Annotated in this window: 8 protein-coding genes; 7 read left to right on the top strand and 1 reads right to left on the bottom strand. The window is 36.3% G+C overall.

Features of this window, described 5'->3' with window-relative positions; all coding sequences use genetic code 11:
• The first annotated feature begins 106 nt into the window (after positions 1–106).
• Entirely contained in the window at positions 107–550 is a 444-nt protein-coding gene (locus KVY11_RS14555) for a hypothetical protein (protein ID WP_218289347.1), read from the top strand.
• Here KVY11_RS14555 and KVY11_RS14550 read toward each other — a convergent pair.
• Positions 547–1,656: a hypothetical protein gene (locus KVY11_RS14550; RefSeq protein WP_218289346.1), complete on the bottom strand. Its 1,110-nt coding sequence runs from the start codon at positions 1,654–1,656 to the stop codon at positions 547–549. The two genes, KVY11_RS14555 and KVY11_RS14550, sit on opposite strands and share 4 nt — an antisense overlap.
• A gap of 150 nt (positions 1,657–1,806) precedes the next feature.
• Here KVY11_RS14550 and KVY11_RS14545 point away from each other — a divergent pair, with 150 nt between their 5' ends.
• From KVY11_RS14545 to KVY11_RS14520, 6 genes are read left to right on the top strand one after another with little or no spacing between them, the layout of a single operon-like run.
• Complete coding sequence (locus tag KVY11_RS14545; protein ID WP_218289345.1) at positions 1,807–4,173, top strand: class I SAM-dependent DNA methyltransferase; 2,367 nt, start codon at positions 1,807–1,809, stop codon at positions 4,171–4,173.
• Between the two features lie 8 nt (positions 4,174–4,181).
• Positions 4,182–5,489, top strand: a complete 1,308-nt coding sequence (locus tag KVY11_RS14540; RefSeq protein WP_218289344.1) for a hypothetical protein — start codon at positions 4,182–4,184, stop codon at positions 5,487–5,489.
• A 56-nt stretch (positions 5,490–5,545) separates the two neighbouring features.
• Positions 5,546–6,724: a DUF4268 domain-containing protein gene (locus KVY11_RS14535; protein WP_218289343.1), complete on the top strand. Its 1,179-nt coding sequence runs from the start codon at positions 5,546–5,548 to the stop codon at positions 6,722–6,724.
• A 30-nt stretch (positions 6,725–6,754) separates the two neighbouring features.
• Complete coding sequence (locus KVY11_RS14530; protein WP_218289342.1) at positions 6,755–8,680, top strand: DUF262 domain-containing protein; 1,926 nt, start codon at positions 6,755–6,757, stop codon at positions 8,678–8,680.
• 5 nt (positions 8,681–8,685) lie between these two features.
• Entirely contained in the window at positions 8,686–10,959 is a 2,274-nt protein-coding gene (locus tag KVY11_RS14525) for a DUF262 domain-containing protein (protein WP_218289341.1), read from the top strand.
• A complete protein-coding gene (locus KVY11_RS14520; protein ID WP_218289340.1) occupies positions 10,959–14,021 on the top strand; it encodes a type I restriction endonuclease subunit R in 3,063 nt (1,020 codons plus the stop codon). Before KVY11_RS14525 ends, KVY11_RS14520 begins: the two co-directional genes overlap by 1 nt.
• Positions 14,022–14,195 lie beyond the last annotated feature (174 nt).

The following is a 14,195-nucleotide window of genomic DNA, read 5'->3' as shown; positions in this document are numbered from 1 at the left end:
GGCTGAATTAACATGAAATAAGGAAAAACATAATGAGTAAAGCAGGTTGGCCAAGTACCACAGGAAATCCTTCGGGCGGTGGTCGTGATAATAATCCACCACATAAATGAGAGATCATCTGAAAATTAAATTATTGGTCTCTGAAGCAAATGACAAATATTTGTACGAACCTAAAACTGTTGCTGAAGTTGAGCACATCTTAGGTGCATCAGTTGTGCTATTAAAACAGCCTATATACGCATTGGGGCTTGGCTGTGTGATTAATGTGTTTAGAACCGTTCGGGCTTTAAACATTGGGCTAGAAATTGGTACAGAAAAGGATGATTGGAGCTTTATCATTCGTCCTGAGCATAATTTCAACCCAAGCGCTAGTTGTGCCTTTGAAGACAATGCTTGGCGACAGATTAGAAAATCACATGTGGACTCTCCTTTGTGGTTACAGACTGATTATGAAGACGCCGTAAATTTCTTTGAGGAAATTCGTTTCGGAGGTGGTTGGCCGAGTAAGACAGGCAATCCTTCAGGTTTAGGTCGCTACAACAATGTCTAAGTGACCTTAGCTACATCATCAAATTGAGCAGGCCACTGAAAAGTGGCCTTTTTGCTATTGTGTGCATAAAACATTTTCCATAAATCCATAAACTCACGAGTAGAGCAGAGTCCTTGTAGAACATCAGGAGCATTCATTTTCTGTCCTTCGTAGACAAGGAATTGGAAGTAGTAAATCAGCCACAGTGCATTCATATCGTTGAAGGTAACGGGATCATTATCATTGACGGTTCGTGAAATTAAAAAACGAGCATTCGACTCTGCAACTTTTTCATAGTTTTCACCGCTAAAGAACTTACTAACATCACAAGGAAATTTAAAAAATAGGTCGATATCTGTTAAGTAGCAGAATCGATCTTCAGCTCTCATTTTTTTAATCAGTTGACGTATTTTTTTTATATTTGGATGCTCTTCATTTTCATCTATGTTGTCTTGATCTTTAAATAATGTATTGATGGGATAACTTTCAAGTGCACTTATTGACGGAACTTCGTCTAAAGGATTTTTTACTGATAATGAAGTTACCAAATAGACGAGAAATTCTGAAAAGCTATTCGATGGACTATAACGCTTTTTTTTGTTTTTGAATCTAAATTTAAACAACTGATTAAAGCAGAGCGGCTGCATTTTACTGTCTAAGGTAGTAATGGTATCGAGATGAATCAAGAGCAACATGATGAGATGTGCAGGTTGGCTCATCTTTTCGAGCGATAAATAACTGTGTTCATGACCTGAGCTGACAATGCTTTGAATGAAGTGATGCAACGCAACGACACTTTCTTCTGAAAAACTTGCTAATTCAGCTTGATCGAATAGCTCGACATGCTTATTCCAATTTTTATAAATGTCTTCTTTTAAGGGGTAGAGGGATAGGCATTTCAGGATATAGGCAAAGCTGAGCTTGAGTTCTTCAGCTTGATCAGCCATTTGGCTGGAATGACTGTCTAAAACTTGAAGACCTAAAGCATCACAGAGCAGTCCTTTTAATTCAGATATGCTCATTTCTTTTTCAATCTGACTAGCTTTTTTGACCGCTTGTTCTAAGTTTTTTCCCATATTACAATCAAATTTCATCAAGATTTGAAAATTAAATTGCATTAAATCCACGAGATACCTTTCTATTCGATTGATCAGTAAGTTAGTTAAGCGACAAGGTTTGGTCTAGTACCCTTAAGTTACCCATATATACACTGCCATACGACTTTAAAATAGTGTTAAATACGGGCATTAAAAATTTACGCTTTATTTTGGGTTCTTATGGATCATTCAGTACATAACAAATTGGTTTCATTTATCTGGTCAATCGCTGATGATTGTCTTCGAGATGTTTATGTACGCGGTAAATATCGTGATGTAATTCTACCGATGGTGGTATTACGCCGTTTAGATACACTTTTAGAACCAACTAAAGATTCAGTAGTTGAAGAAGTACGATATCAACAAGTCGAAATGGAACTCACTGAGTTTGATGATGTAGCTCTAAAAGAAGCATCAGGTTATGTGTTTTATAACACATCAAAGTGGACATTACGTTCACTCTACACAGCGGCATCGAATAACCCTGAAATTTTATTAGCAAACTTCGAAGAATACTTAGATGGTTTTAGCGATAACGTTAAAGAAATCATTCAATGCTTTAATCTCTATACTCAAATTCGCCACATGTCACATAAAAATGTGCTGTTAGATGTGGTCGAGAAGTTCTTATCACCGTACATCAACTTAACCCCTGAAGATGCATTAGACCCAGACGGCTACCGTTTACCTGCATTGACCAACTTAGGCATGGGTTATGTCTTTGAGGAATTAATTCGTAAATTTAACGAAGAAAATAACGAAGAGGCGGGTGAGCACTTTACCCCACGCGAAGTGATTGAGTTAATGACGCATTTTGTCTTTGACCCAATTCAAGAGAAATTACCTTTAACCATTACGGTTTATGACCCTGCATGCGGTTCAGGTGGGATGTTGACTGAATCTCAAAACTTTATTGATGAACGTTATGCCGTGGAAAAAGGCAACCGTGACGTGCTTTTGTACGGTAAAGAGATCAATGACGAGACGTATGCAATCTGTAAGTCAGACATGATGATTAAGGGCAATAACCCTGAAAATATCCGTGTCGGTTCAACACTCACTACAGATGAATTTGTCGGTACAAAGTTTGACTTTATGCTGTCAAACCCGCCGTATGGTAAGAGCTGGGCATCTGAGCAAAAGCATATTAAAGATGGCTCGGATGTGGTTGACCCACGTTTTGTGGTGAAGTTGAAAGACTATTGGGGTAATGAAGAATCGTGTGATGCAACACCACGTTCAAGCGATGGTCAGCTTCTGTTCCTCATGGAAATGGTTAATAAGATGAAATCGCCTGAGCATAATGGCATTGGTAGTCATATTGCCTCAGTTCATAACGGTTCAAGTTTATTTACGGGTGATGCTGGAGGCGGGGAAAGTAATATCCGTCGCTATATCATCGAAAATGATTTGCTCAATGCGATTGTGCAGTTGCCAAATAACCTGTTCTATAACACAGGGATTACCACCTATATTTGGTTGTTATCGAATAATAAACCCAAGCACCGTAAAGGCAAAGTACAGCTGATTGATGCAAGTTTAATGTTCCGTAAGTTGCGTAAAAACTTAGGAAATAAAAACTGTGAGTTTGCACCTGAACATATTGCTGAAATTATGCAGACCTATCTTGCAGGGCAAGATGTAGAACGTCAGCTTGATGAACAACATGAGGCAATGGGTATTGCGAGCAAAGTGTTTGATAACCAAGATTTTGGTTATTACAAAGTCAATATTGAGCGTCCAGACCGCCGTAAAGCACAGTTTAGCGCAGAGCATTTGCAAAGCTTACGTTTTGATAAGTCTTTGTCTGATCCAATGGAATATATGTATAGCACCTATGGCGATGACATCTATACCGAAGCGAAGCTTGATGCGGTTAAGAAAGATGTATTGGCATGGTGTGAAGGGCAAGAAATTACCCTAAACAATAAAGCCCAAGCCAAGTTATTTGATGTGAAGCATTGGAATGCTTTAAAAACAGCGTTGGACAATGCTTTAAGCATTATGCAACAAGTCGGCACAGATGAATTTTCTGACTTTAACCTTTTTAAGAAGAAAGTTGATGAAGTAATTAAAGCGTTAAAGATTAAGCTGTCGAATTCTGAAAAGAACAATATTTTAAATGCTGTGAGTTGGTATGACGAAAACGCAGAAAAAGTGGTGAAAAAAGTCGTGAAGCTCAATGAAGCCGAGCTTGCCGATTTGCTTGCACACTTGGGTTGTGTAGAAAATGATTTAGCTGACTTTGGCTATTATGCAACGGCGAAAAAAGGCGAATTTACCACTTATGAAAGTAACAGCGACTTACGTGATAGTGAGTCAGTACCGATAAAACAGCAGATTCATCAGTATTTCTTAGATGAAGTAAAACCGCATGTGGCTGAAGCGTGGATTAATCTGGATTCTGTGAAGATTGGTTGTGAAGTGAGCTTTAATAAGTATTTCTACCAGCATAAGCCGTTGCGTTCCTTAGAAGATGTAGCTCAGGATATTTTAAGTCTTGAGAAGCAAGCGGATGGTTTGATTGCACAGATTTTGGGTCTTTAAGGGGAAGCATGATGTTTGAAAAATATGATGCTTATAAAGACTCAGGTGTGGAGTGGATTGGGCACATCCCAAGACATTGGGAAATAGAAAAAGCCAAATGGATCTTTTTAAAAGCAGATCGACCAATACGCCCTAATGATGGAATCGTAACGTGTTTTCGTGATGGTCAGGTGACGCTACGATCAAACAGACGTACAGACGGATTTACTAATGCACTAAAAGAACATGGATATCAGGGGATACGGAAGGGTGATCTTGTTATTCATGCTATGGATGCATTTGCAGGGGCAATAGGTGTTTCTGATTCTGATGGTAAATCTACGCCTGTATATTCTGCTTGTATTCCTCGCATAAAAAACCGTATTAATGTTCATTATTACGCTTATTATCTTCGAAACTTAGCTTTAGCAGGATTTATCGAATCGCTAGCAAAAGGAATACGAGAGCGTTCTACAGATTTTAGGTTTGCTGATTTTGCTGAATTATTATTGCCGTTCCCAGAAATAGAAGATCAAGAAAGAATAGTAGCCTTTCTTGATCAGAAAACTTCTGAAATAGACCAAGCGATTGTCATTAAAGAACAGCAAATTGCTTTACTGAATGAACGTAAGCAAATTGTCATTCAAAAAGCAGTGACCCAAGGTTTAGATTCAAATGTACCGATGAAAGATTCGGGTGTAGAATGGATTGGTGAAATTCCTGAGCATTGGAAGATTTTAAAGTTTAAAAGAGCTTGTCAATTTATCTATGATGGAACACATGGGTCATACCCAAGAGTGGAACAAGGATATAGATTGTTAAGTGTAAGAAATATTATAGATAATGAGTTTGTTTTTAGAGAGGATGATAGTTGTGTTTCTCAAAAATATTTCAAAGAAATTAGTTCAAAATTTTTAATTTGTAATGATGACATTCAATTAGCAATTGTTGGTGGTACTTTAGGTAAGGCGGCAATAGTAAAGAACCTTGAAGAGGACATTGTCACTCAGCGTAGTTTGGCAACTCTAAGAACTCAACTGAAAGTATTAAATCCTAACTTTCTTTTATCATTTATTAGAAGTCCGAAATATCAAAACTTCTTATGGGCTAACGCTGGTTTTTCGGCACAACCAGGTGTGTATTTAAATACGATTCAAAATAGTTACTTGTGTATGCCTTGTTTGAAAGAACAAACTTTGATTACTGAGTATATTGAAACTGAAACAATCAAATTTAGTTATTTAATAGGAAATATTAAAGATCAAATTGAAAAGCTAAAGGAATATAAAACCACACTCATTAATGATGCGGTCACAGGCAAAATTAAAGTGGCATAAAAGATAAAACCTAGCGAACCTCGGTTGGCTAGGTTTTTTAATATTTCGGGGGGAATATGAGCTTATATACAGTAGACACAACCAATAAAAAACTGAAACCATTAGACGGTACGAAACTCAGCGAACAACAGTTGACAGAGCGTTATGACTTGCAAGAATGGTTAGTCAACCATCCTGAAGCATTGGGCGAAGAACTACTGATTATCCAAAAAGAATTTGATGGCTTTGATGGAACTGGTGAACGTCTTGATCTTTTGGCATTAGACACCAAAGGACAACTTGTATTGATTGAAAATAAACGTGATGACAGTGGACGTGATGCTGTATGGCAGGCACTCAAATATGCGTCTTATGTTGCACCGTTTACCTCAGATGACATTGAAGATGTCTTTGCAAAATATTTGTTTAAGAATAGACCGACATATCCTGATTTAGAGCCGAATGCGTTTGACGCTGACCAAGTTAAAAACACAGCCAAAATACTGATTGAACGCTTTTTAGAAGAACATCAGGAAATGGGCGTGTCGATTACGACACTCAATCCACGCAATAGCCAACGAATTATTTTAGTTGCAGGCGAGTTTCGTAAGGAGGTGACCAATACCGCATTGTGGTTACTTGATCGTAAAATTGATCTGAAATGCGTCAAGGTATCACCTTATAAACTAGGCGAACAATTGTTAGTGGATATTCAACAAATTATTCCTGTTCCTGAAGCATCGGAATATATGGTGCGGCTCTCTCGAAAAGAAGATGAAGAAACCATCGCCAAAGTAAAACAAGACGATCAAATCAATATTCGCTACCAATATTGGGAGCAATTGCTTACTCATTTTTCACAAAGTGAAAATTCACTTTATAACAATATTAGCCCGAAGACTGATCATTGGCTGAGCTCGGCAACAGGGATCTCACAATGTTCTTACCGTCTTCTTTTATTGCAGAAAGCGATTCGCGTAGATCTCGCTTTTGAGAAAAAAGAAGCTGTAGAAAATAAACTGTTATTTGATTTTTTCTATGAGCGTAAAGATGAGATTGAACGCAAATTTGGTCAGCCTTTAGACTGGCTGAGATTAGATGCAAAGAAATCATCCCGTATTGAATTTAGTCTGTATACCGAAGGGCATAACCCAGACTTATGGCAAAGTTATACGGCTTGGCACTTGGAACATATACAAAAGCTTGAGCAAGCCTTTAAACCATATATGAATGCAGCATATCAAGTGATTAAGTAAGAATTAAAGATTTAAAAATGGGGGTATAGGGTGAATACAGCAAATTTATTGGCACAGATTAGCCAACTTTTAGAGGATAAGCCGGACTTATCTGAAATAGCAGATGATCGACTAGGCAAACTTATCTCTTATTTAGAACAAAAAGAAAACGCATTGGAATTGAAAACCATCAGTGAATTACAGAAGGCTCATTTTTTTGTTGATAGTTATCAACGAGGCTATAAATGGAAGGAACAACAGGTTACGGAATTGCTGGATGACATTGATGAGTTTGAACCAAAGCAAGAAAGTGATTTCTATTGCTTGCAACCTGTAGTTGTAAAAAGAAAGACCGAGGGGACCCAATACTATTGGGAACTCATTGACGGTCAGCAACGGATGACCACAATTTTTATTATTTTGAATTACTTAACCAATGAACCATATTTCTCTCTTCGTTATGAGACTAGAGAATCTAGTACAGAGCATTTAAATAACTTAACTGGACTCACTGAAAATAACCTATCAACGATTGATGCTTATTACTTCTATACGGCTTATCAAGCTGTAAAAAAATGGTTTGAAGAAAAGGGTTCAGAATTTAACAGACAACATTGGAAAAATAAGCTTCTGCATCATACAAAAGTCATTTGGTACGCTGTACGTGTAGATCGGGATCAAGATTCAAAAAAGCAATCTATTGAAATCTTTAGCCGACTGAATCAGGGGAAGATTCCACTCACCGATGCAGAGTTGATTAAAGCATTATTCTTACAAAAAATTGCGAAAGCTTATGGGAATGATCATCTTGCAGTTCAGAAACAAACTGAAATGGCGAATCAATGGGATGCTATAGAGCAAGCGCTACAAAATGATGAATTTTGGGCATTCTTGAGTCCAGCACAACAAACCAATAAACACACGCGTATTGAACTTATTTTTGATCTTATTGTGGATAAATCGACTGATAAAAAAGCGTTAAAACTGAAAGTGGATCATCAAACTTTTATCCATTACGCCAATAAGTTTAAATCAGCCCAAGATGTGAAAGATTTAATTGAAACAGAGTGGCTAAAGGTTCTCACAGGGTTTCAGTATTTAAATGAGTGGTATGAAAATGATCATTTATATCATCTGATTGGCTATTTGATCGGGCAAAAATATAAAACTATTCAAGACATCTGGATTGTAGCTCAAGTTTGTAAACGAGATGAATTTGAAGTGAAGCTAAAAAATTTTATCCAACTTGAATTAAGTAATCTTTTCAAGAAAGACAATAATGCCAAAGAATTAGATTTTGATCACGTTTTCTATGATGTTGATGACACCTCATGCCGACCTAAAATTAAATCGATGCTCGTATTATTTAATATTTTTAGATATGAGCGACACAACACACGTTTTTCTTTTAAACGCTATAACCAAGTAAAGTGGGATATTGAGCATATCCATGCCCAAAAAAGTGAGGAGTTGTCTAGCAAGGATGATCAAATCAAGGTTTGGGTATCTGAGCAAAAGGCATTATTGGGAGAAATAGCAGATAGTATTTTGAAACAAAAGCTTGGAGATATATTAAGCCAATATGAGACAGTCTCTGATCCTACACAAAGAGAGCTTTTGTTTAGTGAATATAATGAAATTTTAGAACTCTTGATTGGTAGTTTTTCAGAAAATATTCAGACACTTGATAATTTATGTCTTTTACCAGAAAGCGATAATCGCTCTATAGGGAATGATCCGTTTTTTATTAAAAGAAAGAAGGTTTTACAAGCAGAAAAAGAGCTGTATGAATTAGCTAAAACTAACACAGCGAACTTTATTCCTTTGGCATCACAACAGGTCTTCTCTAAATATTTTAGTGATGATGTAAACCACATGCTGAAGTGGGATATAGCGGACAGGAAAAACTATAAAAAAGCATTATTAGACTGCTTTAAACAATATGGTATTGAATTTCACGATGAAAATGAGGGGTGATCAAAATGGCTAAATTGACATTGTGGAAAGCATTGGAACAATATCATATTGTTATTCCTACAATTCAGCGTGATTACGCACAGGGTCGAAAGAATGATCCAAAGATTACTCAAATCCGTAAAGCATTTTTGCAAGCCTTAGTAAAAAGTTTGACTGAAAATCAAGAGCTTGAACTTGATTTTGTCTATGGGTCTTTAAATCAAAAAACACTTGAATTGTTAGATGGGCAACAACGTCTAACGACTTTGTTCCTTTTACATTGTTATCTTGTGAATAAAAATAAGGTAAATATAAATGAAATTGATTTAATCAAAGAACAATTACAGAAATTCAGTTATCAAACGCGCACAAGTTCTAAGCTGTTCATTTCTCAATTGGTTGAGAAGTTAGTCGAAATGGAATGGATGGGTAAGCCTTCCGTGGCGATTGAAAACGAAGCGTGGTTTTTAGCAGTATGGCGTAAAGATCCAACCATTATTTCAATCTTAACGATGTTAGATGAGTTGGATTCATTACTAGGGTCAAAGACGGCGAATGAGCTTGAGAAATTATGGGTGAGTTTGAGTAGTTATTCAGTTCTGAATTTTTATCTGCTACCAATGAATGAGTTTTCATTAACCGATGAGCTATATATCAAAATGAATGCCAGAGGGGTTCAACTAACAGAATTCGAAAACTTTAAAGCATGGCTTCAGGGTTTTCTTGAAAATAAAATTGAGACAAGCAAAGCAAATCATTTTTTTCAGAGTATTGACACAAAGTGGACCGATTTAATTTGGACTGCTAGTAAAGACTGGAATAAATCTTTTGATGCGAGTTTTATTCATTTCTTTAAAATCTGTTTGCTATGTGAGCATCAAAAATATTTATTCAAAAATCAAAATTCTGATTATACGAATGAAAAAGATATAGAAAGTTTAGTGAGTCGTTTGAGACTTAATTTATTTATTTCGCAAACTGAATATATAGATTTATTCTCAAATGATGTCAACAATACGATTGATAACTTAACAGCGCTGTTAGATTTTGCTGTAGCACATCAAAAACAACACAAGATCTTCGAAATATTAAGTAAAGATAAGCCTTCCTATGAAGAGCAAGCGAACTTCGCAACCACTTATTATTTTACTAAGTATATTCAAAATATTGATCAATTTGAGGATTGGAACAGAATCAGTGGCTGGTTGGTAAAAAATGCTAAGGGTTACTATAACTCTGAAAAGTTGATGCTTTCAGTACTCGAAGCACTAGAACAATTAGCAATTTATATTGGTCATGACAATGTCCTCGATAAAATTAGTACTTTGCACCAATATCAGAACATTATAGAGCTTTGTAGTAAAACTGCTTTTGAGAAATCACATATTGAACATGAGATTGAAAAAGCCAAACTCATACTTCAAGATACAGCTTGGAAAGAATTATTAAAGAAATATGAAGAGCATAACTATTTCTACGGTCGCGTTGATTTTTTACTTGATTATGCAAAGATAGATGATCAGATTATCTGTATGGACAAGTTTACTTATTACGCTGAAACTGCAAAAAAATTATTTGACGATGAATTTATCAAAGACAAGAAATATCGACTACATCAGTCATTATTAAGCTTAGGTAACAGCTTAAACAACTATTTCGTTAAACGCGGAAGAAATTTAAGTTTTTGTTCGGCTACCTATAACTCATATCGTGATAGAGCAGAAAATTGGCGAGCTGTATTTGATCACAATAGAGTCTCTGAAAATAATAAATCCCCTCAGCTTAAAATCTTATTAGATATGTTAGAAGGGGATGTCAGCTTTGAAAAACTGAATGCCATTAGGAATCAAAATTTAGCTCAAATCTATGATTGGAGAAAATATTTTATTCTTGATGCAAATATTTTTAAGTATTGTTCTGATGCGCAGATTAGAAAGGAAAGTGATGATCTTATCTTTTTACTCAAAAAGTCAAAGCTTAGTGGGACACATGCGGAGCTAAGAAGTTATGTTTTATATCACACCTTGCAGACAGCAGAATACGGTTTAACAGGCACAGACCTCGATTATTTATCTGTTTCTAGCAGAGAGATCATGCCAAGTTTAAAAGTTCAAAATAGGCTTCGAATTACGTTTAAGAACGGTAAATTTATCAATGAAATCATTGAGAAAAATTTAGAAGCTGGTGAAGTTTCTAGATTAGCTTCAAATGAAGAAATGCAAGAGTTTAAAAATATCATCAAAGCACAACAACAAGTACTAGATGAAATTAAATACCCAGAAAGAGAAGAGGTTGCCTAATGGTCAGTTTAACCAATGAACGTGCTTTAGAAATGGCAATTGAAAAGGTACTGACTGGAACATGCCTTGAAAATATTAAAGCAGGTTTAACCGACATTGCTCTACCTCATAATGGCTTTGTATCAGGTTCACCTGCAAATTTCGACATGCTTTACGTCTTAGATACTCAATATTTCTGGCAGTTTTTAGAGCAAACGCAATCGGATGAACTGGCAAAGATTCAGAAATTTAACCCACATGATTGGCAAAGAAAAATCTACGAACGCTTTGATCGAATGATCCGTAAGCATGGGGTGGTTCATCTACTTAAAAAAGGTCTCGCTGTCGATCAAGCACATTTTCAGTTGATGTACCCTGCGCCGTTGGCAAGCAGTTCACAAAAGATCAAAGATCGATTCAAGCAGAACATTTTCAGCGTGACTCGCCAATTACGCTATTCAAAAGCCAATCCATTACAAGAAATTGATATGGTGGTGTTTGTAAATGGTATTCCAATCATTACCTTTGAATTAAAGAATGAATGGACTGGGCAGAATGCTCGTCATCATGGGCAGAAGCAATATAAACAAGATCGAGATATCACACAGCCATTACTGAGCTTTGCACGCTGTATCGTGCATATGGCTGTAGATACCGATGAAGTCTATATGACAACGAAGCTTGATGGAGCGAATACCTTATTCTTGCCTTTTAACAAAGGTCATAATGCAGGTGCAGGAAATCCACCAAATGAAGAAGGGCATAAAACCGCATATCTTTGGAAAGAACTACTTTCAAAAGAGAGTCTGGCAAATATCATTCAGCACTTTGTGCGACTAGACGGTGATGAGAAAACCTTATTAGATAAAAGGAATCTCTATTTCCCGCGTTATCATCAACTCAGTGTGGTACGCCGTCTCATTCATGATGTATCAATCAATGGTGTAGGACAGACTTATCTTATTCAGCATTCCGCAGGTTCAGGTAAGTCGAATTCGATTACTTGGGCAGCATTTCAGTTGATAGAGGCTTACTGTGAAAAGGAATCAGTTGCTGGAAGTAGAGGACTTGAACATCCATTATTTGACTCAGTGATTGTTGTTACAGATCGCCGTATTCTTGATAAACAGCTTAAAGAAAACATCAAGGAGTTTTCTGAGGTGAAGAATATTATGGCACATGCCCATAAGTCCTCAGAGCTGAAATCTGCTTTAGAAAATGGCAAAAAAATCATCATTACCACGATTCAAAAATTCCCATTTATTATTGATGGAATCGCAGATTTAAGTGATAAGCGTTTTGCTGTGATCATTGATGAAGCACATAGTTCTCAATCAGGTGTCGCTCATAACAAAATGAATGAAGTCATGGGGAAGGCTAACGAAGATAGTGATGGTGTAGATGCGCAAGACAAAATTCTAAGTGCTATGTTGGCACGTAAGATGAAAGGCAATGCCTCCTATTTTGCTTTTACTGCAACGCCAAAGAATACGACTTTAGAAAAGTTTGGTGAAAAGCAAGCTGATGGATCATTTAAACCTTTTGATCTGTATTCGATGAAACAAGCGATTGAAGAAGGGTTTATTCTAGATGTCCTGTCGAACTATACGACCTATAAGAGTTTCTATGAGATTGAGAAGTCTATTTTAGACAATCCATTATTTGATACGAAAAAAGCACAGAAGACTTTAAGAAGTTATGTAGAAAAAACACAGCAGACGATTGATATCAAAGCTGAAGTAATGTTTGATCATTTTATTCAACATGTTGTAAATACCAAGAAATTAAAAGGAAAAGCTAAAGGGATGATTGTGACTCAAAATATTGAGTCTGCTATCCGATATTACAAAGCGATTGACCGACTTCTAGAGCAAGCTGGTTATCCATTTAAACCGATTATTGCATTCTCTGGTGAGAAGAAAGTTGATGGTATTGAATATACAGAATCAATTCTCAATGGTTTCTCTGACAATGACACTAAAGATATGTTTGATCGAGGCTATGTCGGTGAAAAAAAACCTGCAGGTGTGAATGTAGATCAGTATCGATTGCTTATTGTTGCCAATAAATATCTAACTGGCTTTGATCAGCCGAAGTTGTGTACGATGTATGTTGATAAAAAGTTGGCTGACGTACTATGTGTTCAAGCACTTTCTCGTTTAAACCGTTCTGCACCAAAATTAGGTAAGCGAACCGAAGATTTATTTGTATTAGATTTTTTTAATGAAATAGAAGATATCAAACAATCTTTTGATCGTTTCTATACTTCGACCACCTTGTCACAAGCCACCGATATTAATGTACTTAACGAACTAACAGATGAGTTAGATGCTGTTGGGGTATATGAATCATCGGAAGTCGAAGACTTTGCCACAAAATACTTTGATTCAGCAGATGCGGAAAAACTGAGTCCGATTATTGATGTCGCTGTTGCACGTTTTGACTCAGAATTAGAATTGAGTGCTGAGGACAAAGCAGATTTCAAAATCAAAGCAAAACAGTTTGTGAAGATTTATGGTCAGATGGCATCAATTTTACCGTATGAAGTTCCAGCTTGGGAAAAGCTGTATTGGTTCTTAAAATTCTTGATTCCGAAACTTAAAATTGAAGATCCGGAAGCGGATGCATTGGATGAATTACTAAATTCTGTCGACTTAAATTCATATGGATTGCAGCGTAAAAAACTCAATCAACAAATTGAATTAGATTCTGAAGAAACTATTTTAGATCCGACAAATTCTAATCCCCGTGGTGCGCATGGAGGAGAAATAGAAGAAGATCCATTGGATGAAATTATTAAAACATTTAATGAGCGTTGGTTCGGTGGTTGGGCTGCTACACCTGAAGAGCAAAAAGTGAAGTTTGTGAATATATTAAAACAGATCAAGGAACATGCAGATTTTGAAAGCAAGTATCTAAATAATCTTGATCCGCATACCAAAGATTTGGCTTTTGATAAGATTCTGAATGAAGTGATGTTACGTCAGAGAAAGGTAGATATGGATATGTATAAGCAATATTCAAAAGATACTGCCTTTAGAATGTCATGGAAATATAGCCTGCAACAGGGTGTTATGCGATAAGGACAATTTATGTGGAGTTGGATACAAGGGGAGTTTTATACATTCCTGATGTGTATTAGTTCCGACTTAATCTGACACAGAGCTTGAAAAAGAAGAAGTTACCGATTTTGATTAAAGGTGTCGAATCTCAATCAATAAAGGTAACTTCTCATGTTGCATACTAACAATCAAATC

Origin of the sequence: Acinetobacter sp. CWB-G5 (genome assembly GCF_019209785.1) — a bacterium.
GTDB classification, from domain to species: Bacteria; Pseudomonadota; Gammaproteobacteria; order Pseudomonadales; family Moraxellaceae; genus Acinetobacter; species Acinetobacter johnsonii.
The sequence above is the reverse complement of the archived record's forward strand: the minus strand, read 5'-3'. Positions and strand labels throughout refer to the sequence as shown.